The 23,037-nt window shown below is 61.4% G+C and carries 20 protein-coding genes, 1 tRNA gene and 1 riboswitch; of the genes, 8 read left to right on the top strand and 13 right to left on the bottom strand.

Features of this window, described 5'->3' with window-relative positions:
• Window positions 1–76: 76 nt before the first annotated feature.
• Window positions 77–162, bottom strand: a tRNA-Tyr gene (locus ABHV46_RS11475).
• 95 nt (window positions 163–257) lie between these two features.
• On the opposite strand from ABHV46_RS11475, the gene rlmB reads away from it, so the two are divergent.
• Window positions 258–1,049 (top strand): 23S rRNA (guanosine(2251)-2'-O)-methyltransferase RlmB, encoded by a 792-nt coding sequence (rlmB, locus tag ABHV46_RS11480; protein ID WP_336946075.1) that lies wholly within the window; start codon window positions 258–260, stop codon window positions 1,047–1,049.
• A 534-nt stretch (window positions 1,050–1,583) separates the two neighbouring features.
• On the opposite strand, the gene ABHV46_RS11485 is transcribed toward rlmB, so the two are convergent.
• Window positions 1,584–2,411, bottom strand: coding sequence for a sulfotransferase family protein (locus ABHV46_RS11485; protein ID WP_438381577.1), 828 nt, complete (start codon window positions 2,409–2,411; stop codon window positions 1,584–1,586).
• A gap of 259 nt (window positions 2,412–2,670) precedes the next feature.
• Between ABHV46_RS11485 and ABHV46_RS11490 the strand changes: the two genes are divergently transcribed.
• The gene (locus tag ABHV46_RS11490) at window positions 2,671–3,066 is read left to right on the top strand and encodes a DUF3597 domain-containing protein (protein ID WP_438381578.1); all 396 of its coding nucleotides are present in this window, start codon (window positions 2,671–2,673) and stop codon (window positions 3,064–3,066) included.
• 178 nt (window positions 3,067–3,244) lie between these two features.
• Here the strand turns inward: ABHV46_RS11490 and ptsP are convergent, their stop codons facing one another.
• The 5 genes from ptsP to ABHV46_RS11515 all read right to left on the bottom strand — a co-directional run bounded on the left by ptsP (window position 3,245) and on the right by ABHV46_RS11515 (window position 7,474).
• Window positions 3,245–5,011, bottom strand: coding sequence for a phosphoenolpyruvate--protein phosphotransferase (ptsP, locus tag ABHV46_RS11495; RefSeq protein WP_438381579.1), 1,767 nt, complete (start codon window positions 5,009–5,011; stop codon window positions 3,245–3,247).
• Between the two features lie 49 nt (window positions 5,012–5,060).
• Window positions 5,061–5,345: an HPr family phosphocarrier protein gene (locus tag ABHV46_RS11500; RefSeq protein ID WP_336946080.1), complete on the bottom strand. Its 285-nt coding sequence runs from the start codon at window positions 5,343–5,345 to the stop codon at window positions 5,061–5,063.
• Window positions 5,342–5,842: a PTS sugar transporter subunit IIA gene (locus tag ABHV46_RS11505; protein WP_336946081.1), complete on the bottom strand. Its 501-nt coding sequence runs from the start codon at window positions 5,840–5,842 to the stop codon at window positions 5,342–5,344. Before ABHV46_RS11505 ends, ABHV46_RS11500 begins: the two co-directional genes overlap by 4 nt.
• A 76-nt stretch (window positions 5,843–5,918) precedes the next feature.
• Window positions 5,919–6,890 carry an RNase adapter RapZ gene (rapZ, locus tag ABHV46_RS11510; protein ID WP_336946082.1) on the bottom strand — a complete coding sequence of 324 codons (972 nt, stop codon included), beginning with the start codon at window positions 6,888–6,890 and terminating at the stop codon, window positions 5,919–5,921.
• A 44-nt stretch (window positions 6,891–6,934) separates the two neighbouring features.
• Entirely contained in the window at window positions 6,935–7,474 is a 540-nt protein-coding gene (locus ABHV46_RS11515) for an HPr kinase/phosphorylase (RefSeq protein ID WP_438381580.1), read from the bottom strand.
• Between ABHV46_RS11515 and ABHV46_RS11520 the strand changes: the two genes are divergently transcribed.
• Window positions 7,461–7,817 (top strand): hypothetical protein, encoded by a 357-nt coding sequence (locus ABHV46_RS11520; RefSeq protein WP_336946084.1) that lies wholly within the window; start codon window positions 7,461–7,463, stop codon window positions 7,815–7,817. The two genes, ABHV46_RS11515 and ABHV46_RS11520, sit on opposite strands and share 14 nt — an antisense overlap.
• Before the next feature lie 29 nt (window positions 7,818–7,846).
• Here the strand turns inward: ABHV46_RS11520 and ABHV46_RS11525 are convergent, their stop codons facing one another.
• On the bottom strand, window positions 7,847–8,725 hold the full coding sequence (locus ABHV46_RS11525; protein ID WP_438381581.1) for a LysR family transcriptional regulator: 879 nt from the start codon (window positions 8,723–8,725) through the stop codon (window positions 7,847–7,849).
• Window positions 8,726–8,795: 70 nt separating this feature from the next.
• Between ABHV46_RS11525 and ABHV46_RS11530 the strand changes: the two genes are divergently transcribed.
• On the top strand, window positions 8,796–9,326 hold the full coding sequence (locus ABHV46_RS11530) for an SRPBCC family protein (protein WP_438381582.1): 531 nt from the start codon (window positions 8,796–8,798) through the stop codon (window positions 9,324–9,326).
• A gap of 106 nt (window positions 9,327–9,432) precedes the next feature.
• On the opposite strand, the gene ABHV46_RS11535 is transcribed toward ABHV46_RS11530, so the two are convergent.
• From ABHV46_RS11535 to ABHV46_RS11545, 3 genes are all read right to left on the bottom strand, one after another.
• The gene (locus ABHV46_RS11535; RefSeq protein ID WP_438381583.1) at window positions 9,433–11,394 is read right to left on the bottom strand and encodes a M61 family metallopeptidase; all 1,962 of its coding nucleotides are present in this window, start codon (window positions 11,392–11,394) and stop codon (window positions 9,433–9,435) included.
• Between the two features lie 128 nt (window positions 11,395–11,522).
• The gene (gene putA / locus ABHV46_RS11540) at window positions 11,523–15,134 is read right to left on the bottom strand and encodes a bifunctional proline dehydrogenase/L-glutamate gamma-semialdehyde dehydrogenase PutA (protein WP_438381584.1); all 3,612 of its coding nucleotides are present in this window, start codon (window positions 15,132–15,134) and stop codon (window positions 11,523–11,525) included.
• A gap of 223 nt (window positions 15,135–15,357) precedes the next feature.
• Complete coding sequence (locus ABHV46_RS11545) at window positions 15,358–15,660, bottom strand: putative quinol monooxygenase (RefSeq protein ID WP_336946088.1); 303 nt, start codon at window positions 15,658–15,660, stop codon at window positions 15,358–15,360.
• Between the two features lie 61 nt (window positions 15,661–15,721).
• A riboswitch (glycine riboswitch) is annotated at window positions 15,722–15,812 on the top strand.
• 118 nt (window positions 15,813–15,930) lie between these two features.
• Between ABHV46_RS11545 and gcvT the strand changes: the two genes are divergently transcribed.
• The 3 genes from gcvT (at window position 15,931) to gcvP (ending at window position 20,410) form a co-directional block, all read left to right on the top strand.
• Window positions 15,931–17,064, top strand: coding sequence for a glycine cleavage system aminomethyltransferase GcvT (gene gcvT / locus ABHV46_RS11550; protein WP_438381585.1), 1,134 nt, complete (start codon window positions 15,931–15,933; stop codon window positions 17,062–17,064).
• A 28-nt stretch (window positions 17,065–17,092) separates the two neighbouring features.
• Window positions 17,093–17,458 carry a glycine cleavage system protein GcvH gene (gene gcvH / locus ABHV46_RS11555; RefSeq protein WP_438381586.1) on the top strand — a complete coding sequence of 122 codons (366 nt, stop codon included), beginning with the start codon at window positions 17,093–17,095 and terminating at the stop codon, window positions 17,456–17,458.
• A gap of 84 nt (window positions 17,459–17,542) precedes the next feature.
• The gene (gene gcvP / locus ABHV46_RS11560; protein WP_438381587.1) at window positions 17,543–20,410 is read left to right on the top strand and encodes an aminomethyl-transferring glycine dehydrogenase; all 2,868 of its coding nucleotides are present in this window, start codon (window positions 17,543–17,545) and stop codon (window positions 20,408–20,410) included.
• A 158-nt stretch (window positions 20,411–20,568) separates the two neighbouring features.
• Here gcvP and ABHV46_RS11565 read toward each other — a convergent pair whose 3' ends face one another.
• Together ABHV46_RS11565 and ABHV46_RS11570 are read right to left on the bottom strand one after the other, a co-directional pair.
• On the bottom strand, window positions 20,569–21,036 hold the full coding sequence (locus ABHV46_RS11565; RefSeq protein WP_438381588.1) for a YbaK/EbsC family protein: 468 nt from the start codon (window positions 21,034–21,036) through the stop codon (window positions 20,569–20,571).
• Window positions 21,037–21,043: 7 nt separating this feature from the next.
• On the bottom strand, window positions 21,044–22,246 hold the full coding sequence (locus ABHV46_RS11570) for an energy transducer TonB (RefSeq protein WP_438381589.1): 1,203 nt from the start codon (window positions 22,244–22,246) through the stop codon (window positions 21,044–21,046).
• Window positions 22,247–22,381: 135 nt separating this feature from the next.
• Between ABHV46_RS11570 and ABHV46_RS11575 the strand changes: the two genes are divergently transcribed.
• Window positions 22,382–23,023 (top strand): DNA-3-methyladenine glycosylase family protein, encoded by a 642-nt coding sequence (locus ABHV46_RS11575; protein ID WP_438381590.1) that lies wholly within the window; start codon window positions 22,382–22,384, stop codon window positions 23,021–23,023.
• The last annotated feature ends 14 nt before the right edge of the window (window positions 23,024–23,037 follow it).

Consider the following 23,037-nt stretch of genomic DNA (forward strand, 5'->3'; position numbering starts at 1 on the left):
ACACGAATTGCTGCAGGGCGCAGAGGCAAGAAAATGCCTGCCGCTGAATGTCGATCGAATTTTGAGGAAGGGGACCTGGTGGAGAGAGTTGGATTCGAACCAACGTAGGCGTACACCAGCGGATTTACAGTCCGCCCCCTTTAGCCACTCGGGCATCTCTCCAGGTCGGGACGGGGAATATGGCGGATCATGGTTGGTGTCAACGGGCATTCTTCATTTTTGTTGCATGATGAGTGGGTTCCTCTAGAAGAGCGCTCATGTCGAAACGCCCCTCACGCCCGCCCTCTCCCCGTTCCTCTTCCGGCCGTTCAGGCCGCTCTGCCGAGGGGCGTGCTGCGGCTAGTGGTTACTGGATGTACGGCCTTCATTCCGTTGAGGCCGCCCTGCGTAACCCGGATCGTCATCTGCACGAGCTGCTCGTGACGAAAGAGGGGCTCTCGGCGCTCGAATCCAAACAGACGCCGATACGGATCTCGCCCAATGTGGTCGAGCGTCAGCGCCTCGATCTGCTCTGTGAGCGTGACGCCGTGCATCAGGGCGTGTGCCTGCGTGTCGAACCTCTGACCCCGCCTTTTCTTGATGAAGTGCTCGAGAGTCGTGAAGGCCCGCTGCTGATCCTCGATCAGGTGACAGACCCGCGCAACATCGGTGCGATTTTGCGTTCTGCCGCAGCTTTCGGAGCGGCGGCTCTCGTGGTGCAGGACCGCAACACCCCGCAGGAGGGCGGTGCTCTGGCCAAGGCGGCTTCAGGGGCGCTCGATGTCGTTCCCGTTCTGCGCGAGGTCAATCTCTCGCGCATTATCGCCCAGTTGCAGAATGCCGGTCTGTGGACGGTGGGGCTCGATGCCGGGGGCTCGGTGCTGAATGGCCCGAGCTATGCCGGTCGTCGCGTGGCGCTGGTGCTCGGTGCCGAAGGGGCGGGTCTGCGCCGCCTGACACGCGAGAGCTGCGACGAGATTGCCAGCGTTTTCATGCCCGGCGACATGGAGAGTCTGAACGTCTCCAACGCGGCTGCTGTCGCCCTGTATGAACTCGTTCGTCCGGCCTGATTGCACTCGACAGGTCGAAGCGCGCATCAAGATGCTGCTTCGGCCGCAATGACTGTGATAGGATCCCCTTCCATCGTGTTTTCACGAAGAGGGAGATCCGCAGGAAAGCGGTCGGTTACCGGGCGTCCGGCGCGCCCGACATCCTTCAGGATATAGAGCTTCCCGATCCGGCGCCCCCAGGGGGGCGACCTGGTGGTTCGGTTCAGGGCTGTCTCCATCAATCCGGTCGATACCAAAGGCCGCCAGCGTGCAGGTGCGCTAGAGGGTGAGGAATTTTGCGTTCCGGGCTGAGATGCCGTCGGGATTGTCGGGGACGCCGGACCGGATGTGACCCTCTCTTTTCGCGACAGCCGACCACGCGCGTTAGCACGAAATTTTCGAGCAGGTTTCATCGTTCGTTAAAACGGGCGATCTGGTGCCAGCCGACACGCGTCGAGTGACGGGGCTCGACGCGGCAACCTTCGCAGCACTGCATCGTGAGAGCGAGAATGGCGCAAATACCGACAAGACCACGCTGGTGTTTAGAGGCGGTCCTCAGGCGAGAATACGCACGCCGTTCTCCGCTGCTTGGGGGCTACGCCAGAACATGCCGCCTGCCAGGCGCTCCTGCACCGAGGGTGGCAGAATGCAGCGTCGCGCTTCAAAACCGATCTTAGGGCGAAGCTGATGCAGGCCCGGTGTGGAAAGCGCCTGGTCGAAGGCACCGTGGTCGGGGCTCTCGACATGTTCGAAATCGTAATCATGCGCGGGCAGACCCAGTTCACGGGTCAGGGCGTTAAGTGCGGCCTTGGGGTAGCGGGCAAGATAATCGTAATCGACCAGAATTAGCCGGTTGGCGAAGGTGCCGTGAAACGCCTCGATCAGTACCCGCCACGCATAACCGAACACGCCGTCGGGTGAGAGCAGATGATCGAGCCTGTCATGCTGTGTGGCGCGTCTGCCCATCGGCACGAGATGCGATGACAGAATAGGGTCACGCACAATGAGCCGCTCGAGCGAATCCATGATCCAGATCGGGTCACGCACGCAGCAGATGACTTTCGCCTTAGGAAAGATCGTGTCGATCAGACCCAGCCTTGCGCACCAGTCGCGATGGGTATCGACGATCACGCGCCGCTCTCCACTGGAGCCATAATAGCTGTCGAGAAGCTGACGCAGAACACGGTCGCGCTTTCCGGGGTCGAAATCGCCCGCATATTCGCCCTCAGCCATGAGAGAGGAGACGCGCAGGATCATGGGAGCGACGGGTGACGAACGCCCCGATGTAACAAGGGCCGGATTTTGCGAGAGCAGGGCGGAAAGCAGGGTGGAGCCCGAGCGCGGAAGGCCGGAAATGAAATGGACGTCTGGGCTGGGCGACATCGCGCGGACAGATCCTCTGAAATGGCGGAAAACTCCGCCTAACGGGCTGTCAGCGTCCGGGCAATGGGGTGCAGGGGCCGCAGATGTGTGTGTAAAAAATCACAGACAAGAGAAAACCTTTATATTTCTGGTACGATAAGATGTTTTCCAGTCCAAATGATGCACGAAAATCACATGTCACTTTTCGTTACGGCATGAAATATCGAGATACCCGGTGCCCAGGCCCGGAGTCGTGCATCGATCGCCAAGGAGAAACAGAATGGGCATTTTCAGCACCATCATGACGAAGATCTTCGGTCACGCCGAGGCAGCCCCTGCCAGCGGTTCGGCGGGTAGTGCCGCCGGAGTGCCCGTCGATACCAACGCCTCTTCTGCTACGCCATCGGCGCCGAGCGCGCCTGTCGATGTCGATGCCGTGCTCACGCGCATGGCCGCTGAAAAGGGGCAGACCCTGAACTGGCGTACGTCCATTGTCGATCTGCTCAAGCTGCTCGACATGGATAGCTCGCTCGACGCCCGTAAGCATCTGGCGCAGGAGCTGCATTATGCCGAAAGCACGGAAGACAGCGCTGCGATGAATGTGTGGCTGATCCGTCAGGTCATGCAGAAGCTTGCCGAAAATGGCGGCAAGGTGCCTGAAGAACTGCGTCACTAAGTTTAGCCGGACTGCCCTGACCGGCGACAGTTCTGGTTCGCGTCTGGAGCCCCGCTATCGTTCACCCCGGTGCGCGATGCGAGGCTCCAGTCGTCTTGCGGCTCATCCTGCTCTTCTGACAGGCAGGCCCGTTCAGTCGGATAGCCCGGCCACACCGGAAAGCGGCGCCCAAACCGCCCTAGCTGGCGAAGTCGCGCACGAGCTGCGTGAGATGGATCGGGTCTTCCACCAGCATCGCGCGGCGATACAGATCGTCGCAGGCTTCGATGCTGAGCGAGCGGATCATGCGCTTCACCGCGGGAAGTGACGCCGCAGACATCGAGAACGATCTCAGCCCCATGCCGATCAGCAGGGCAACACTGCGCGGGTCTGCGGCCATCTCGCCGCAGACGCAGATCGGGCGATGCGCCCGCAGCGCCTCATCGACGGAAAAACGCAGCAATTTCAAAAGGCTGGGATGAAGAGCCGTATAAAGCTCCGAGCCCATGGCGGCGGAGCGATCGACGGCGAGCGTATACATGGTGAGATCATTCGTGCCGAGGGCCAGAAACTCGGCCTGTCGCACCAGCGCGCCGGCTGTCAGGGCAGCGGCGGGCGTTTCGATCATCACGCCGAGAGGGGGCAGTTCGGCAGGGAGCTTCACGCCACGACGACGTAGCCTTCTGGCGCAGCGCTCGTAAATCTGGCGCGTCGCGATTACCTCATTGACCGAGCTGACCATCGGCAGAAGAATGCGACACTTGCCCTCAAGGCTGGCGCGCAGGATGGCGCAGAGCTGGTCTTCCAGAATTTCCGGGTGGCGCAGCAGAAGCCGCAAGCCTCTTACGCCCAGAGCCGGATTTTCCTCCTCCCGCTCGTCGTCAATGCCAAGCTGTCTCAGCCGGGCAAGGCCTTTTTCGCCACCCCAGTCAAGCACGCGGATAGTGGTGGCCATGCCCTGCATATCGGCAAGAAGCCCGGCATAGACGACGTATTGCCCATCCTCATCGGGCAAGGGCGCGCTTTCATCGAAAAGAAACTCGGTGCGCAACAGGCCGATGCCCGCGGCGCCATTACGATGCAGCAGAGGGAGTTCGTTGGCGATTTCGATATTGGCAAGAAGCTCGACATCCTCGCCGCTGATCAGACGGCTCGGCAGGCGGCGCAGGCGGCCGATACCCTTGCGCTCACGTGCCTCTTCCGCCATCGCGGCACGGGCCTCGGCCAGAGTCGCGCTATCGGGATTGACGATGACACGACCGCTCGACCCGTCAACGATCAGCAGGCTGCCATCTTCGACCAGATCGGTCAGATGCGGCACGGCCAGGACGGCGGGCACATTCAGCGCGCGCAGCATGATCGCCGTATGATCGGTCGCACCGCCTGCTTCCGACAGCACGGCAGCAATGCGGTTGGGATCGATGACGGCAGCATCGGCGGGCCGGATCTGCTCTGCCACCAGGATCGACCCGCTCGGCGTGTCGGAAAAGGCGCGGAATGAGACGCCGGTGAGGTTGCGCAGCAGCCTGCGGGCGACCTCGCGAAACTCGCCCTCGCGACGTCTGGCGCCTTCGACTTCCTCCTCCGGCATGCCGGGCTGCGGCCCGGCCTGAGCCGCAAGGGCATCGCTCTCGAGCTGCACCGCAGCCTCTGCCGTCAGCCCGTCTGTTGCAAGGCGGCGATGAGCGGCGCGCACGAGGCGCGAGTGATTGAGCATCCGCTCATAGACAGTGAGCATCGCATCGATTTCGATGCGCCCCTCATCTGGCAGACTGCCAAGCTTGTTACGCAGCTTTTTAAGCTGCTTCAGCGTGAGGGCGATGGCCTGATCGAGGCGGGTACGTTCCGCCTCGGTGCCGATCTGCGAGGGCAGGGGCTCGATGATCGGCAGCGGGCGCTCATGGGCGAGACTTGCTCGCGCAATCACGATACCGGCGGAAATCCCTGTGCCTTTCAGGGTCTTCATGGGTCGGTCATCCGGCAAGGCGATATCGCTCGACGGGCGGCGCAGTCTCTTAATCACGTTCGCCGAAGCCGTCGGAGACGAGCACGATCAGGGCTTCGATGGCGGCGCTGGCCTGAGGGCCGCTCGCCAGAATCCTTACCATCTCTCCGCGCCCGGCGCCCAGCATCATCAGCCCCATGATCGACAGCGCCGACACGCTTTGGTCATGACGACTTACATCGATCGTGGCGTCGAAGCTTTCGGCAAGCGTGACAAACTTCGCTGCGGCGCGGGCATGAAGGCCGAGCCGGTTGACGATGGTCACATCGCGTTCCAGCGTCGGGCCTGCGCTCATCGGGCGACCTGACGCAGGGGCGTCAATAGCGGGGAGATGGGTGGTACGTAGCTCATGGTGGTATTGACCACCATTTCACAGCTTTTGCCGCCTTGCAAACAAGACTCAGGCAGTTGGTAGGCGGCAGCGATATATTTGCGGCCTGCCATGGTCGCCAGTTCGGCGCATTCAGCGAGGCTGCGCTTGCAACGTGCCTTGGCCAGCTTGACCAGCATCGGCACATTGACGCCCGCCAGAACCTCGACGCGGCCCTCTTCGCGCAGGGAGAGAGCGAGATTCGATGGGGTGCTGCCAAAAATATCGGTCAGGAGAAGCACGCCATCGCCAGCTTCGACGGCGCGAATGGCTGTGTTGAGCTGGGTGCGGGCAAGAACGACATCGTCATCGGGCATGACGCCCATGACGGCGATCTGAGCCTGCGGCCCCACCACGTGGGTGACGATTTCGAGGAGGGATTGAGCGAGAGAACCGTGAGTGACAAGAACGATCCCGATCATCGGGGCCTTCCTTCAAGGGGGCTGCAACGCCAGAAATCTGGCGACCCCATGACATATTGGTCAGCAATCGCGGTTATCAAGACGGCTCTGTCCGTATCTGTTCATCCGGCGTGACACGGTGTTGTGGGGGCCGAACCCATCGCCATGAGCTGCGTCCCTGCCGTGCCAGTTCCCGATGCATGACGGCGATTGGTCCGTCTGACAAGAGTGTAATGTCGTCAGAGTTCCCCAACGCGGCCGCAATCTCTTCAATAAGTGTTACGGAGCGGTGCTGACCGCCCGTGCAGCCTATGGCGATCGTGGCGTGTTTTTTTCCTTCGGCGACGAAGCGAGGCAATACAAGTTTCAGCAAGCCAAGGATTTGCGAAAAGAAAAGCGCGTAATCGGGGTCGCGCCGCACATATTCGCGCACCTCTTCTTCAAGCCCGGTTCTGACCTTCAAAGTATCATCGTAATGCGGGTTGCGCAGAAAACGCGCATCGAACACGAGATCGGCCTCGCGGGGCAGACCGGCGGGGTAAGCGAAGGAAAGCAAAGTCGTCGTCATCGAGTCGCCATCATTCTGATGGCCGAATCGCGACTCGATGAGCCGGCGCAGATCGGGTGGCGGCAGGTCCGAGGTGTCGATCACCAGATCGGCAGCGCCCCGCAGCGGCACGAGCAGGCCGATTTCCTGCTCGATGCTGGCCGTGAGGCCGGGGCCGCTGCCCGTACTGGCGTCAAGGGGATGACGACGGCGCGTGGCGGTGAAGCGGCGCAGCAGCACATCGGTCTCGGCAGTGGCATAGATCAGTTCGACATGTTGCGGTCCGGGCTGGGCGCGTAGTTTGGTCAATGCCTCAAGCACGATGCTGGCTTCGAAGCCGCGCGTTCGGGCATCGATGCCGATGGCGAGCGGGTGTTCCGTTCGGGCGACGAGCGCATCGAGCAGATTGAGCGGCGGATTGTCGGTCACTTCGTAACCGAGATCTTCGAGAATGCGCAGGATGGAAGATTTGCCAGCCCCGGACAGCCCGGTGACCAGCAAAACGCGTCGCGCGGGAATCACAGACCGCTTCTCCTGTCATCAAGGCCGGGATACATGGCCTGACCTTAGCTTTCTTCGCGCTTATTGGGGAGGGGGTTCGCGGTAGCCATTCCGCCATTCACGCCACAAAGCAGCGTGAGATCGCCGCGAATGGAGCGCAGGGCAGTGCGAATGATTGCGACGCTATCGGCATGAAAGGCATCGAGCGTCAGGCACCAGGCGCCTGTCTGTGGGTCGATGGTCTTTTCCGGCAGGCGCATGATGGGGGCGTTTCGCGTAAGGTCTATCCTGAGTGCGATAGGTGCCTCTGGCAGATAGGGCATCTGAACGATGCCCAGCCCTCTGGCTTCGACCAGTCCCGCAAGGGCGGGGGCCGGGCGCGCGGTGACCTGCTGCAAAAGAACCTGATCGTCGCCCACGAGCGTGAAGCCTGCATCGATGAGGCGTAGCAAGAGGCTCGATTTGCCACAGCCCGACGCCCCGGTGAGCAAGACGCCGAGCCCTTCCCAACTGGCGCAGGAGGCGTGAAGATGCTCGCCCAGGGCAGGGGAGGCCGCGCATAAGCGTTGGGCAGTTTCAGGAATCTGCGGTATGCTTGCGCTCATGCACGATCATTCCTCTTCTTCTTCCCGTCCTGTCCTTCAGGACAGCGTGACCGTCTATGGTGTGACAGGACTTGGCGCCGATGGACAGGTGCCTGACAGCTTGATCGAGGAATGCCAGAACGCACTCGCCCGCATGAGAGAAATTCTGGCCACCAGCGGCCTTCTACCTGAAGACATTACCCATCTGGCCTATATGATTCCCGATAGCGGCATTTTCGTCTCGTGCCAGCGGATCATCGCCGAAGCCCTGGGCCCCGCCCGCCCCGCCATGACACTGCGTCTCAAACCTCAGTTCGACGTGCCAGGGCAGCGGCTGGAATTCAATTTCATCGCCGCTCCCTGAATGTAATCGCGCACTACCGTCGGACGGTCTTACATAAGACGGTTGCAATAGGCACCCAGATGCTTCCCCAGATGATGCATCAAGATGCGTATGGCCGGTATTTCCCGTAGATCGTAATGGGCCACAATCCAGAATGGCAGAACTGCGAAAGCATGTCCGGGCAAAACAGGGATGAGATTCCTCTCCTCCGATGCCAGGGACGCCTGACAATAGCCGATACCCGCGCCAGCGCGCAGGGCTGCGAGTAAGCCGACGTCGTCATCGCAGTCGAAGGTGGGCTGCAGGCCAAGTCTTGTCAGCTCAGGTACCTGACGCAGATGGGCGGATGATGCGATCAGGCGGTGCTGGGTCAATGCCGCGACGTCGCACGGCATGCCATGGCGGCTTATATAGTCGCGATGCGCGTATAATTTGATTGGCACGGCGCCTACCCGGCGTCCCCAGAGGTCCTTTTGCGTCGGTTCCGTATGTCGAACGGCGATGTCAGCGTCGCGTTCAAGTACGTTCTCGACGGCGTCGTCCAAGGACAGCTTGATACGAATAGCCGGATGAATCTCCAGAAAACTCGCCAGGATGGGCGGCAACACCTCTGCACCGGTCACTCGGCTGGCAGTAATAGCCAGTGTCGTTACTTCGGCTGCGCTCGCTGAACGTGCCAAGCGTTCGAGGGTATTGGCCTGTTCGATCATGTTCGATGCAATCGGCACGAGGGCAAGGGCGTGGTCGGTTGGCACAAGCCCGGATTGCGACCGCGAGAAGAGTGTCTGGCCGATTGTTCTTTCCAACTGCGCGATCTGGCGACTGATCGTCGGTTGTGTCGTGCCTAAAGCCCGCGCAGCCTCAGACAAGGAGCCGGTACGACACGCGACGGCGAAGCTTCGCCAGAGATGCCAGTCAATCTTGTCCATACGATTATGTAGAGAGACTCTCCCATAATCGACAATAGCGAGGCTGACGTTTCCAATATTACCCTGCGGTATGAAAACAATAAAAAATCGCGTAGCCAGGGCGTTTTCGCTTTATCTCCAGCATGTCTTTCGAATTGGCGTGCCCCTTCCCCGACGGGAAGTCGAAAGCCGGATCGACATCGCCTCTTCGGCAGAACATGTATGGTCCGTACTGACAGATACCGCTGCTTATTCGGTCTGGAACCCGTTCATATGCGAATTGACAGGCCCTTTAGAGGTAGGGCAGCGCATAACAGTCAGTCTCGGTAAGGAAGCAAAAACCGGGAGAATGGTATTTCACCCAAGAGTGATTACCCTTCGGCCCGGACGACGCTTGCGATGGATTGGCCGACTTTGGGGATTGCCGGGCTTCTTTACTGGCATCCATGATTTCGAAATCTTGGATACAGGAAAAGGGGTTTCATTCCGACAGAAAGAGATATTTTCCGGCGTATTCTTGTGGATTTATGATGTCGAACCGGTCCGCGCTGAATTTGCCAGGATGAACGAAGCCCTTAAAATTCGTGTCGAAGCGTCCAGTCCATCGCTTGTCATGCCATGAGTTGTGTAACGCCAGACTTTATGGCGTTTTTCCTCGCAGTAGAGACTTCGGTCAGCCTCACTGTTCATTAAAAAAGGCGCCCAGGGGCGCCTTTTAAATTCTGAGATCAATGACGGGCTGAATACAGCGTCGTCAGGCGATCCGGGGTATTCGGGATGCGTTCGAGGTGGGGTGAGCGCAGACCGTCGTAATAGGGGATCGAAACCGTGCGGAAGTGCGAGCCGGTCTTGACCAGAAGCGTGATGGGCTTTTTGTCGGTCTTGGCAGTTTTTACGGCGTCGATCAGCCCGTCCGGCGTGAAGGCATCGCCGTTGACGGCGACGATCACGTCATGAATGGCGAGACCGGCCTTAAAAGCAGGGCTGTCCCAGGCCACGGTGCCCAGTGAGCCGTTTTTCGGGTTGATCATCACGCCGAGCGAGAAGCGCAGGCCCAGACGGTGATAGTTCTTGCCGCTCTGTTCGCCGAAAGCATTTTCCTTGTCGGTATAGACCAGCTTGTAGCCACCGGCTTCGAGGCCGTTCAGAGGCGCGCGCTTCTGCACGGTGCTGATGCGGTCATGCAGGAACTTGGCCCAGTCATAGGGCACGACCTTGTTCAGGGTCAGAACCACGTCATCGAACGTATAGGTGCTGACAATGATGCTGCCGTCATTGGTCCCGAAAAATGCCTTGGCGAAATCATCCAGCGACTTCGTGTCATGCGAGAGCTTGCGGATCATCATGTCGGCATCGAGCCAGACCAGCTGACCCTCGACGTAATAATCTTCCGAACGCTGGAAATCGCGCCATGACAGCGGCGAGCGCTGCGCGATGATCGGGTCATTGGTCGTGTCGGCAACGGGGCGCCAGGTGCGGCCGGACTGGGCGTCATAGCTCGCAGCCATGAGAGCGAGCGAATCGAAACCCTGCTCCTTGGTGACCAGCCCCGCGCGTGCGGCTAGGATGTTGCCCCAGAATTCGGTCTGGCCTTCATAGACCCAGAGCAGCGAGCCGCGCTGCGGGGCATTGAAGGTGGCACCGTAGAGATCGGCCGGGCGGCGATATTTGCCGTTCCAGGAATGGGTATACTCATGCGCCAGCAGATCGCGCTGCGGGTAGGAATGCTTCCAGTCCGTGAAATAGTCTTCGCTCACGCTGTCTTCGCTGGACTGGTGATGCTCCAGACCGATGCGGCCCAGTTCGTCGGTCAGCGCCATCAAGAAGTCGTAATGCGCATAATGCTGCGAGCCGAAGGTCAGCAGCGCCTGCGTGACCAGATTGCGATGGATCTGCAGCTCGGCATCGTCATAGGCCAGATCGCCCGGTTTGTCGGCCACCATGTTGAGCGTGACAGGCACGCCACCCGGCGCGTTCAGCGCGACCTTCTTGAAATAGGCACCCGCAAAGATCGGAGAATCGACCAGCGTGTTAAAGGGCACCGTCCCGAAAGTCAGGGTGTCGCCCACAGCAGCTCCTGTCGGACGCAACGCGGTTGCTGCCTGCCAGCCATGCGGCAGCTTGACGCTGGCCTGAACGGGAATGTCGCGTGAGTAATAACCAGCCGGATAGAGCGAGACCTCGTTCCACTGCACATTGACGATATGGGGCGTCATGACGACGCGTCCTTCATTATCGCTCACGGGCGAAAGAAGCTTGAAATCGAGATCGATCTGCGTCTGCGCCTTTGTGACGGGCACATGGAAGGCGAACACATCCACCGGGTCACGCAGCCAGGAGAGGGGCTTGCCTGCGGAGCTGATGGTCAGGCCGCCAAGCTGGGTGATCGTGCCTTCGGGCGCGTGCCCGCCCGGAATCCACTTCGGATAAAGCAGTACCAGTTCGCCCGCTTCGCGTGCCGATTGCGGCACGGGCAGCGTCTCATGCATGGTCATGACATGATGGTCGAGATCGGTCGCATCGACGCTCAGCTTGAGCGTGCCTGGGAAAGCGACGTCCTTCGCCTGAGGCAGCGGCGAGGGAAGCGGTGCGGCTTCAGGCTGGGGCTGGGCGGCGAGCGCAGGCAGAACGCGCGCGCCGAGCAGCAGGACGGTCAGAAACGTGCCGGCGCGGAAAAGACGGATGGTCAAGCAGGGATACTCCGAAAAGGGGCTCTGGCTGAAACGGTTCATTACCAAAATGGAAACGGCCTCTCGTGACAACCCATATTCAGGGTTTTATCGCGAGAACACGTTGGCTTTCTCGCCTTGAAGGGGTGTCACAGCCGGGTTACAAGGTCGAGATCGGCACCGATCGCTGCATGGTTGGTGGTGACAACCGTTTCGCTCAGAAGCCATTCGGGTCGCACCGTATCGAGGTCATAGACAGGCACCACCATGCCTTCACGCGCCGTGATGGTGAGCGCTGCCTGTTCCGCGCTTTCCGCCCCGCGCTGGATCAGCATCACGTCGCATTCCGGCAAGGCGCCCGGATTGACGCGGGTGATCAGGTTGGCGAGCTGACGCGAGACCTGACGCAGCCATTCCACCGCCGGGTCGGGTGCCAGAACCAGAACAGTATTGCCTGTCCCAAGAGCCAGCCCGACAGCGTGAAGCAAAGCAGGCCAGCTTTCGCAGGCGCAAAGCACGATGCCTTTCGGGCGCAGGCTGTAGCGATTGGTCTCGCCCGATGGGGCAGGCAGCTCGAGGCTGAGACCACACAGCCCATGAGCGATGACAGCGCGCACCTTGCGGGCCGAGGGTGGGTCGCGCGGTTCGAGAAAAGCCAGAAACGCCCGCGCTGCCGAAGGTACAGCCGCCTCTGTTTCGGGGGCGAGCGGGCAGGGCGCGCCATGCATCAACCGGGGCATGAAAAGCGGACCGCCCAGCTTCGGCCCCGAGCCCGAGAGGCCGCGACCGCCGAAAGGCTGCATGCCCACGCTCGCCCCGATAATCGAGCGATTGACATAGATATTTCCCGCCCGGCTGCGGGCTGTAGCGCGGTCGAGCGTCTCGCGCAAACGGCTCTGCACGCCAAAAGTCAGCGCGTAGCCGGTTGCATTTAAGGCATCGACCACGCCGTCGAGTTCGTGGCGGGCATAGCGCCTGACATGCAGCACAGGGCCGAACACCTCGAGACCGATATCGGCCACGCGCCCAATTTCGATCAGGGTGGGCGCGACGAAATGACCGCTCAGCGTTTCAGCCTGCAAATCCGGTTGCCAGACCCGGTAGCCCGCGCGTCTCATGCGGTCGATATGCGCTTCGATGCGGGTGCGGGCACCCGCCGAGATGACCGGCCCCATATCGCAGCGGAGCTGATCGGGCGCGCCGACATAGCGTGCGCTGATGGCAGCCTGAAGTGCCTCCAGCAGCGCATCGGCGCCTTCTTCCTGCACCAGAAGCACGCGAAGAGAGGCGCTGCGCTGCCCCGCACTGTCGAAAGCCGAAACCAGGATATCGGGAATGACCTGCTGGGGTGACACGGTGCTGTCGACCAGCATGGCATTCTGCCCGCTCGTATCGGCCAGAAGCGGCACGGGCTGGCCGGTGCGCCCGGTGCGTCCAAGCAATTCGCGACTGATCGTCTTGGCCACAGCGGTCGAGCCGGTAAAGAGTACGCCGTCTATGCGGGAGTCGGCAACGAGAGAGGCGCCGACATTGCCTTCGCCCGGCAGAAGCTGGAGCGCCCGTGGCGGCAAACCCGTTTGCAGAAACAAGCCGACGGCATGCGCGGCGATCAGCGGTGTTTCTTCCGCCGGTTTGGCAATCACGACGTTGCCTGCGGCCAGAGCAGCCGCAATCTGCCCGGTGAAACTCGCCAGAGGAAAATTCCAGGGGCTGATGCACAGTATCGTGCCGAGCGGAGCGCCGATAAGGCTCCGTTCGGACAGGCTGCGAAGCTGCGCGGCGTAATAGCGCAGATAATCCACGGCCTCGCGCAGTTCGTCAGCGGCATTGGCAATCGTTTTGCCCGCTTCGCGAATGAGGAGGCTCAGAAGCGCTGTCTGGTCCTGCTCCAATGCTTCTGCCATGCGGTCGAGACAGGCAGCACGCTCTTCCGCCTCGGTGCGGCGCCAGATCTGATCCGTCTCGGCGGCGTTCAGCGCCGCGTCGATATCGCGAGGCCGGGCATAAAGCGCAATACCGATGCGATCGGTATGAATTGCCGGGTTGATGACCGTATGGGGCCGTCCTTCGGCCCGTGGCATGGTCGGGCCAATGGGCACGGCCTGAACGCTGCGTGTCGTCTCGGGCAGTGTTGTGGCGAGTTGAGTCAGGGTGACATCGTCTGCAAGGTCGGGAGCGACGGCGCTTTGCCGCTCCGGCAGGGTCAGATCGCAGGGTAGGGGGATATCGGCATTTGGCATGCCGCGCGGCAGAACGACGCGCGCCTGAGCGACCGGATCGGCAATCAGAGCATCGAGCGTGACGAGCCTGTCATGGGCCTGATTGAGAAAAGACGAGGCGGCGCCCGCCTCGATCAACCGGCGGACGAGGAAGGAGGCAAGGCGGATATCGGGACCGATAGGGGTCAGGATACGACAGGCAATGCCTGCCTGACGGGGCTGCGCCAGCGGTGCGAAAAGCGTCTCGCCCATGCCGTGCCGACACCCGAATTCGTACAGCCCCGGTGTCCACGGCCCAGCGATGGTCTGGATGGTGGCGATGCTGCGCGCATTATGGGTGGCGAATTGCGGATAAAGCGCCGCAGGCGCCTCAATTGCCCTTCTGGCGCAGGCGATATAGCTGACATCGCTATGGCATTTGCGGGTGAAGACCGGATAGTCCCGCACCATCTGCGCCTGACTCCGCCGGATTTCGTGGTCCCAATAGGCGCCCTTGACCAGTCTCAGCAGCACGCGTCGCCCTGTTTCGGTGCCGAGGGCGATGAGGTGCTCGATGACCGGCAGCGCGCGCTTGTCATAGGCCTGCACGGTGAAGCCGAGCCCGTTCCAGCTTTCCAGCTCGGGCAGGCGACAGAGCGCGTCGAACAGGTCGAGGCTGAGATCGAGCGTCTCGCTGGTTTCGGCATCGATGATCAGGAGAATATTGGCGGCCTTGGCCCGCGATGCGAGGGTCGCGAGAAAAGGCAGCAACCCGCTCATGACCTGCGCGGTCTGGGACCGCTCGAAACGGGGATGCAGCGAGGAGAGCCTGAGCGAGAGCGACGGGCGCTCGTAAAGGGTCTGGCCGCGCCCATGGCGGCCCAGCGTTTCGACCATGGACAGCGCCTCATGGCGGGCCTGATCGGCCTCTTCTGCCGTGCGCGCCGTTTCACGCAAAGGCGCATAGGCGAGCGAGAAACCATCCTGCTCGGCTTTGCGACTGCGCCTCAACCCCTGGGCGAGCGTGTCGGCCAGCACGAACTGGCTGCCCATCATGGTAATGGCGCGCTCGACCCCATGGCGGATGAAAGGCGCGCCGCTTCTCATGGCAAGGCTGCGTAATCCCCCCGTCAGGGCATGAAGGCGCGACGAGGTGGACATGGCCCAGCTTGCGGCGTTGAGGAAAAAGGGGTGGTCGTGTCCGCTCTGTTGCAGCCAGGCGCCCTGGCCGATCTGGTCGCGAATCAGCGCATCGCGTGTCGCGGCATCGGGGATGCGCAGCAGGCTGGCCGCCAAGGTAAGCAAGGCCTTTCCCTCTGAAGAGGTCAGAGGGAAGGCCTGCACCATGGTTTCGACCCCCTTCGTCCTGGCGGTTTCGCGTAGGCGGGTGGCAAGAAAACGGGCCTGCCGGTCGATCTGTTCCAGAAACGGCTCACCGAGCGTCGCACTGACCAGCAAGGCGGCAAGCGCCTCCGCCTCTGGCAGGCGGGAAGACCGGAGAACGGCCTCACGCGAAGGCGACAGCGTTGCCATGGCAGGCAGGAAGCTGGAAAACGGTGTCATGCTGTCTCAGTCACGCAGGAACCTAAAAAGACAGATTAGGCTAGCGTTCGGGATGCGGAAACCCTCCGCCAGTCTGCGGGCCTTAAAGTCTGTTTCATACGGGGCAGAGCAAGGCGGGATCAGAATGGCTCAGCCTGAGGCAGGAACGAAAAAAGGGGCCCTGCAGCCCCTTTTTCCCAAGTGGACGATGTCTGCTTGTTCGCACAGTCAGATGGGTCGCAGTTTAGGGATGCTGGCGCGTGAAGAAGCGTACATTGCGCTCTTCGATCTTGAGGTCGCGCAGGGCAGCAGCAAATTTCTCGAAATGGGGAGTCTTGAGGTGGGCGTCGAAAGCCGGGCGGCCCGTATAGACTTCGTGCAGGACGATAATGTCCGAAGCGTCCTGCTGGGTCAGCACGTCGAAGGTCAGGCAGCCTTCTTCATCCGCCAGCGAGCGATCGCTGTCGTAACGGCAGATTTCCAGGAATGCGTCGAAGCTCTCGGCGGGAGCAGCAAACTCTGCGATGACCGTGAAATGCTGTGACATGACTTGAAATCCCTTTCGTTTACAGAATTGACTTTTCAGCCCTAATTCTGCGAAGAGTAAACACCGATTCACGGGAGAGACCGGACACTTTTTCCGGCGCCGAAGGAGCAACCGCCCCGGAAACTCTCAGGCAAAAGGACCGCGATCGGCTGGAACTTCTGGAGAGAGGCATCCCTGTGGGGTGTCCGCCGACGGGATAGCGATCTCAGGCAAAGGCGACAGAAGGGGCGACGATTTTTCTCGTTTCCTGCTTCCGGGGGATTCTGCCCTATGTCCGACGCGCTTCTTTTCACGCCGCTGAACGCCCTCCATCTCGAACTGGGTGCCCGTATGGTGCCGTTCGCGGGCTATTCCATGCCCCTGCAATATCCTGCCGGGCTTATGGCCGAGCATCTGCATACGCGCGGCAAGGCCGGGCTGTTCGACGTGTCCCATATGGGTCAGCTGCGTGTCACATCGCGCACAGCCACGCTCGAAGACGCCGCTCTGGCGCTGGAATCCCTCATCCCTGTCGATCTGGCCGGGCTCGGCACCAACCGCCAGCGTTACGGCTTCCTGACAAATGAGAAGGGCGGCATTCGCGACGATCTGATGGTCGCTAATATGGGCGACTGGCTGTTCGTGGTCGTCAATGCCTCCTGCAAGGCAGCCGATACGGCCCTGATGCAGGAAGCGCTCGGTGACCGCATCGTGATCGAGACTCTGGCCGACCGTGCGCTTCTCGCTCTGCAAGGTCCTGAGGCCGTTCATGTTCTGGCCGATCTCTGCCCCGAAGCCGCGTCGATGCGTTTCATGGATGCGATCGAGGCCGATGTGGATGGCGTGCGCTGCACAGTCACGCGTTCGGGCTATACTGGCGAAGACGGTTTCGAAATCGGTATTCCGGCCGAGCATGCGGAGCAGATCGCCCGTGCCCTTCTGGCCGATGAGCGCGTATTGCCGATCGGGCTTGGCGCGCGAGACAGTCTGCGCCTGGAATCGGGTCTGTGTCTTTACGGCAATGATCTCGACGAAACCACAACCCCGGTCGAGGCAGCGCTCACCTGGGCCATGCAGAAGAGCCGTCGTGAGGGCGGTGCTCGCGCAGGTGGCTATCCGGGCGCGGATATCATCATGGCACAGGCCCGCGATGGCGTGTCGCGCCTGCGCGTCGGTCTGGCTGCCGAAGGCCGTGCCCCTGTGCGTGGCGGCACCGAGCTTTTTGCCGATGCTGAAGGCAAACAGAAGGTCGGCGTGGTCACTTCTGGTGCCTTTGGCCCCAGCGTGAACGCTCCTGTCGCCATGGGCTATGTGGCCACCGCCCATGCCGCTATCGGCACTGTTCTTTACGGCGCGCTGCGCGGCAAGTTCGTGCCGGTTCAGGTGCGCGCCCTGCCTTTCGTTCCTCCCGGTTTCAAACGCTGAAAACCATCTCACAGAGAAAGAATTCGTCATGAGCACCACCTATTACACCCCGTCCCATGAATGGATCCGTCTCGAAGGCGAGATCGCGACTGTCGGCATCACCGGGCACGCCGCCGAAGAGCTGGGCGAGCTGGTTTTTGTCGAAGCCAAGGACGAGGGCACCGAAGTCGCTCAGGGCGATGCCGCTGCCGTGGTCGAATCCGTCAAGGCCGCTTCGGACATCTATGCGCCGGTGAGCGGCGTTCTGGCCGGGTTCAACACCCGCCTGAGCGACGAGCCGACGCTGGTCGGTGGCGACCCGGAAGGCGAAGGCTGGATCTTCAAGCTGCGCGTGACCGATTCCGCCCAGCTCGAAGCCCTGCTCGATGCCGAGGCGTACAAGGCCTCTCTCTGAACTGACCGACAAAGGCGGCGCATTGTGCCGCCTTTGTTTTTTCACCCGTGACCGCCCCCGTTCCCGACGAGGATTTGCCGAGACGTGACCCGTAACGCTCCCCTGTGGCCCAATCAGGCTGCCGATCAATTTGTTTCCCGCCACAACGGGCCGCGCCCCGGTGAAGTCGTCGCCATGCTCGAAACGCTCGGCGTCTCCAGCATCGATGCGCTGATCGAACAGACGGTGCCTGCCGCCATTCTCGATCGCAAAGCCTCTGGTATCGGCCCAGCATTGACCGAGAGCGAGGCCCTGGCCCGTCTGAGGCAGATCGCCAGCCGCAATGTCGTCATGCAGTCCATGATCGGGCAGGGCTATCACGGCACGGTTTTACCGCCGGTGATCCAGCGCAACATCCTTGAAAACCCGGCTTGGTACACGGCCTATACGCCGTATCAGCCGGAAATCAGCCAAGGCCGTCTCGAGGCGCTGCTGAACTTCCAGACGCTGGTTTGCGATCTGACCGGGCTCGATATTGCCAATGCGTCGTTGCTCGACGAAGCCACGGCCTGCGCCGAGGCGATGGCGCTTGCCCAGCGCAATGTTAGGACCAAGAGCACGTTTTTCTTCGTCGATGCCGACACGCACCCGCAGACCCTTGCCGTGCTGCGCACCCGTGCCGAACCGCTGGGCTGGACCATTGTGGTGGGCAACCCCGAAACCGATCTGCAAGAAGCAGACGTGTTCGGTGCGCTGCTCTCCTATCCCGGCAGCTCGGGTGAAGTGCGTGACTTCCGCAGCGTGATCGACGCGCTGCATGCAAAGGGCGCCGTTGCAGCCATGACCTGCGACCCGCTGGCGCTTGTCATGCTCGAAGCGCCGGGCAAGCTCGGCGCTGATATCGCCATCGGTTCGATGCAGCGTTTCGGCGTGCCGATGGGTTTCGGTGGCCCTCATGCCGGGTTCATGGCTGTTCGCGATGCCTATAAGCGCACCATGCCTGGTCGTCTTGTCGGCGTGTCGCGTGACAGCCGTGGCGCTCCGGCCTATCGTCTGGCGCTTCAGACGCGCGAGCAGCATATCCGCCGCGAAAAGGCGACATCGAATATCTGCACGGCGCAGGTGCTTCTGGCTGTCATCGCCTCTATGTACGCGGTCTATCACGGTCCTGAAGGGCTGCGCGCCATCGCGCATCGCGTAAACCGTCTCGCTTCCATTCTGACCGAGGGCCTGCGCGAGCTGGCGGTGAAGGTCGAGACGAGCGTCTTCTTCGACACGATCACCATCGAAGCCGGTGAGTCGGCTGCGCTCGTGCTCGAACGCGCCCGCAAGGCCGGGATCAATCTGCGCGATGCAGGCAATGGCCGACTGGGCATTTCCTGCGACGAAACCACGCAGCCCGACCACATCAAGGCGCTGTGGCGCTGCGTCTGCCCGGATGATGCGCGCCTGGCCGCGCTCGAAGCGAAGCTCGAGGGGGCAACCACCCTTCCGGCCTCCTTGCAGCGCAGCGGTGCTTTCCTGACCGCATCGGTGTTTCACGCCCACCGTTCCGAAACAGATCTGCTGCGCTATATGCGTCGCCTGTCGGATATGGACCTGGCGCTGGATCGCACCATGATTCCGCTCGGCTCCTGCACCATGAAGCTGAACGCCACTGCCGAGATGATCCCCATCACATGGCCGGAATTCGGCGCGCTGCATCCTTTCGCGCCTGCCGATCAGACGGAAGGCTATCAGGAGCTGTTCGGCATTCTCGAACACGCGCTCTGCGCCGTCAGCGGCTATGATGCCGTGTCGCTCCAGCCCAATTCGGGCGCACAGGGTGAGTATGCCGGTCTGCTGGCCATTCGCGCCTATCATCAGGCCAATGGCCAGAGCGAGCGCGATGTCTGCCTGATTCCGGCCTCGGCCCATGGCACCAACCCGGCTTCGGCCCAGATGGTCGGCATGCGCGTGGTCGTCACGGCTTGCGATGCCGCGGGCAATGTCGACCTGGACGATCTGCGCAAGAAGATTGCCCAGCATGAGGGGCGTATCGCGGCGCTGATGCTGACTTACCCCTCGACCCATGGCGTGTTCGAAGAAGCCGTGATGGAAATCTGCGATCTCGTTCACGAGGCGGGCGGTCAGGTCTATCTCGACGGGGCGAACATGAACGCGCAGGTCGGGCTTGCCCGCCCGGGGCTGTATGGCGCCGATGTCTCGCATTTCAACCTGCACAAGACTTTCTGCATTCCGCATGGCGGCGGTGGTCCCGGCATGGGACCAATCGGCGTCAAGGCGCACCTCGCCCCACATCTGCCGGGTCGCCCTGAAAAGGGTGATGCGCGCGCCGTGTCAGCCGCGCCTTTCGGTTCGGCTTCGATCCTGCCGATCTCCGTTGCCTATGTGCTGATGATGGGCGATGACGGGCTGCGTGAGGCCACCGAGATGGCGATCCTCAACGCCAACTACATCGCTGCCCGCCTCGAAGGGCATTATCCGGTGCTTTATCGTGGCAGCAACGGACGTACCGCGCATGAATGCATCATCGACCTGCGTCCGCTCAAGGACGCTGTCGGCGTGACGGTCGATGACATCGCCAAGCGCCTGATCGATCATGGCTTCCATGCTCCGACGGTCAGCTTCCCGGTGGCCGGTACCTTCATGATCGAGCCGACCGAATCCGAAGGCAAGGCAGAGCTGGACCGCTTCTGTGATGCGATGATCGCCATCCGTCAGGAAATTGCCGCCATCGAAGCCGGCACGATTGCGATGGAAGCCAGCCCGCTGCGTCATGCGCCTCACAGCACCGCCGACCTCGTCGGTGAGTGGGACCGCGCTTATGACCGCATGCAGGGTTGTTTCCCGAACGGTCTCGATCGCGTGAAATATTTCGCGCCGGTCAACCGTATCGATAATGCCTGGGGCGACCGCAATCTGGTCTGCTCCTGCCCCGATATCTCCACTTACGCTGAAGCAGCGCAGTAAAAGGGCTTGTTCCCCGCCTCCTTATGGGGCGGGGGATCTTCTTTTTCTGAAGAAAAAGAAGCAAAAAGACTTTTAATTTTTTGAGATTACTGCGCTACACGTTTCGCAGGTGGCTGACGAACAGAAGTTTTTTGGTTCTTTTTTGCAAAAAAGAACTCTTACCCCACATCCTGACGCACATGCACCCAAACCCCTTGGGTCAATTCGGCCAGCCTCTGCGGTGTCATGCGCACGGAGGCCGTAATCGAGCCCGCTGCGGGAATAATCTCTTCGAATTGCAGCAGCGATTCATCGCAATAGACGGGCAGGGGGGCAGGCAGGCCGAAAGGGCATACGCCGCCTACGGGATGGCTGGTTGCTTCCAGCACGGCTTCCGGACCCAGAAAGCGGGGCTTGCCCCCAAGGGCTTCGCGAGCGCGTCGATTATCGAGGCGCGCCGTGCCTGCCATCACCACCAGCACGATACGGCCACCGACATCGACGCAGAGTGTTTTGGCGATCTGGTCGGGCGCGACCTTATGCACGTCGGCTGCTTCCAGAACCGTAGCCGTGCTCAACCCGTCATCGATGATGGCGAGTTCCGGGGCGAGGCGGGCGAGTTCGTCGCGAACGGAATCGAGGCTCATTTCAGGCTCATCGTCTGATTAGGATGTAATTGATCGTCAGATCAATATCGAAATGGTCGCCTGACATATTGGGGGGAACTGGAGGAAGTTTGCGACCGACGAATGCGCCTACTGTCGCGGCGTCAAGCGAGTAAGATCCCGATTGTTGTGTTATTCGCGCTGAGATTACATGACCTTGTCTATCAAAAACAATGTGGGCACTGGCAGCTCCTTCCTCCCCATTATTGGCTGCGTCTTCCGGAAAATAAGTGTGGACTTGGACCCAATGGGCTATTTCTTCAGCATAATCGTCGCTCACACCTTTGATGGTGGTACGCGTCATGAAGGGCGCATTGATCTGGCCGTTGGTCGAGAGCGGCCCGAGCGACATGTCGATTGGCGCGCCGGAGCCGCCACGACGCCCGCGCTGGCGGCGTGGGGTGGAGGGCGCTTCGCCAAAATCGAGCGTCGTCATGTTGGCAAAAGGATTATCCGACTGCTTGGGCGTCGGGCGCCGGCTCGAACGGTGACTATGGGCGCGCGTCTGGCTTTGCCTGCCCGATTTGGCAATACCGGGGCTCACAGGCCGGTCGGTCTGCGTCCTGGGTATTTCGGTTGACGGGCCTTCGGGCACGGGGGGCGCGGCAGGTGGGGTGGGGGTCGGCGTTGCAGGGGTCGGCGTTGATTCCTGCTCGTTGGGTTGTTGTTCCTGCTGGGTTTCCGGGCTACTGGCCGAAGGCGAATCATGACTAGTCGAGGGCTTCTCCTCGCCGCCCGGCTTGTCTTCATGCGGGCCCGCCATGCCGCTCTGGCTTGGTGGCGCGAACATCATTTCGACCTGTGGCTGTTCCATGCCGTTGGGCAGGCCACGCGCATGATGAGCGCTTTCATAGATCAGTAGGGCAATTAGCACCGCATGGGCGATCGCCGAGGCGATCAATACGGTCGTGACACCAGAATCTTCGAGAATCTGGGGACGTATCAGCGAGGCGCCGGCCGGTTTGACGGTGGGTTCGGCGTCTGTCTTCGGTTCGTAATGGCTGAGTCTGGCGCGCGTGCCGGGCATGCTGGGCAGGGCGCGCGTCTGCGCTGCCGACGGCGCAAAAAGCAGCGGCTCGTTTCGCGTCCGTTTCTTGCCCGGGCGCGGGGCAGGGGCCACACCGGAAGAGGGCGGAGCCGGATCGACGGGCTGGGTGCGTGTCAGAAGAACACCTGTAGAGAATCGGAACACACGCCACCACGTGATCGGGCAGGCAACGAACTCTGCATGACGACACGATCTGGCACTTGCCGCTATCATGACATTGGACCCCTCCTCTTGCCAAGCGGGCGAGAGTCCGAGGCTGTAATGGAAGAGGAGTTTTCCGTGTCCGACGATCAAGCTCTCTATGCCTGTCTCGGGCAGGATCCCGTTTTGGCGACCGCACTGACCCGTATCGGGCCATGTCGTCTCAGGGGAACTGACGGCAAGACCCCCTACCAGGCGCTGTTTCGCGCCATTATCGGGCAACAGCTGCATGGTCGGGCGGCAGAAGCGATTCTGGGGCGTGTCTGCGCGTTGACCGGTGGCCTCATGCCCGAGCCAGAAGCCCTTTTGGCTCAACCTGACGAGACGCTGCGCGCCTGCGGTCTTTCGGCTTCAAAGCTTCTGGCGCTGCGCGGCCTGGCCGAGGCGCGTCTGACGGGGCTCGTTCCAGATCTGCAGGAGGCGGCACATTTGAGCGACGAGGCGCTGATCTCACGTCTGGTGACGCTGCGTGGCATCGGTCGGTGGACTGTAGAGATGTTGCTCATCTTTACATTAAATCGGCGTGATGTGCTGCCTGTAGACGATTTCGCCGTGCGCGCAGGATGGCAGAAACTATACGGGCTCGACCTCCCGCCCAAGCCGGCGGCCCTGAGGAAGGAGGGTGAGCGCTTCAGCCCCTATCGCTCTGCGCTCGCCTGGTATCTCTGGCGCCTTTCCGAGGAGGGGAAGACGATCAAGAACGTCCTCACGGGCGACTGAGTGGGTCGAGCCCC

Origin of the sequence: Asaia sp. BMEF1 (genome assembly GCF_051628905.1) — a bacterium.
Taxonomy (GTDB): domain Bacteria; phylum Pseudomonadota; class Alphaproteobacteria; order Acetobacterales; family Acetobacteraceae; genus Asaia.

Excerpts from the sequence above, each read along its gene's own strand:
- rlmB (WP_336946075.1), top strand. The coding sequence starts at position 258 with ATGTCGAAACGCCCCTCACGCCCGCCCTCTCCCCGTTCCTCTTCCGGC.
- ABHV46_RS11485 (WP_438381577.1), bottom strand. The coding sequence starts at position 2,411 with ATGTCGCCCAGCCCAGACGTCCATTTCATTTCCGGCCTTCCGCGCTCG.
- ABHV46_RS11490 (WP_438381578.1), top strand. The coding sequence starts at position 2,671 with ATGGGCATTTTCAGCACCATCATGACGAAGATCTTCGGTCACGCCGAG.
- ptsP (WP_438381579.1), bottom strand. The coding sequence starts at position 5,011 with ATGAAGACCCTGAAAGGCACAGGGATTTCCGCCGGTATCGTGATTGCG.
- ABHV46_RS11500 (WP_336946080.1), bottom strand. The coding sequence starts at position 5,345 with ATGAGCGCAGGCCCGACGCTGGAACGCGATGTGACCATCGTCAACCGG.
- ABHV46_RS11505 (WP_336946081.1), bottom strand. The coding sequence starts at position 5,842 with ATGATCGGGATCGTTCTTGTCACTCACGGTTCTCTCGCTCAATCCCTC.
- ABHV46_RS11520 (WP_336946084.1), top strand. The coding sequence starts at position 7,461 with ATGCTTGCGCTCATGCACGATCATTCCTCTTCTTCTTCCCGTCCTGTC.
- ABHV46_RS11515 (WP_438381580.1), bottom strand. The coding sequence starts at position 7,474 with ATGAGCGCAAGCATACCGCAGATTCCTGAAACTGCCCAACGCTTATGC.
- ABHV46_RS11525 (WP_438381581.1), bottom strand. The coding sequence starts at position 8,725 with ATGGACAAGATTGACTGGCATCTCTGGCGAAGCTTCGCCGTCGCGTGT.
- ABHV46_RS11530 (WP_438381582.1), top strand. The coding sequence starts at position 8,796 with ATGAAAACAATAAAAAATCGCGTAGCCAGGGCGTTTTCGCTTTATCTC.
- putA (WP_438381584.1), bottom strand. The coding sequence starts at position 15,134 with ATGACACCGTTTTCCAGCTTCCTGCCTGCCATGGCAACGCTGTCGCCT.
- ABHV46_RS11545 (WP_336946088.1), bottom strand. The coding sequence starts at position 15,660 with ATGTCACAGCATTTCACGGTCATCGCAGAGTTTGCTGCTCCCGCCGAG.
- gcvT (WP_438381585.1), top strand. The coding sequence starts at position 15,931 with ATGTCCGACGCGCTTCTTTTCACGCCGCTGAACGCCCTCCATCTCGAA.
- gcvH (WP_438381586.1), top strand. The coding sequence starts at position 17,093 with ATGAGCACCACCTATTACACCCCGTCCCATGAATGGATCCGTCTCGAA.
- ABHV46_RS11565 (WP_438381588.1), bottom strand. The coding sequence starts at position 21,036 with ATGAGCCTCGATTCCGTTCGCGACGAACTCGCCCGCCTCGCCCCGGAA.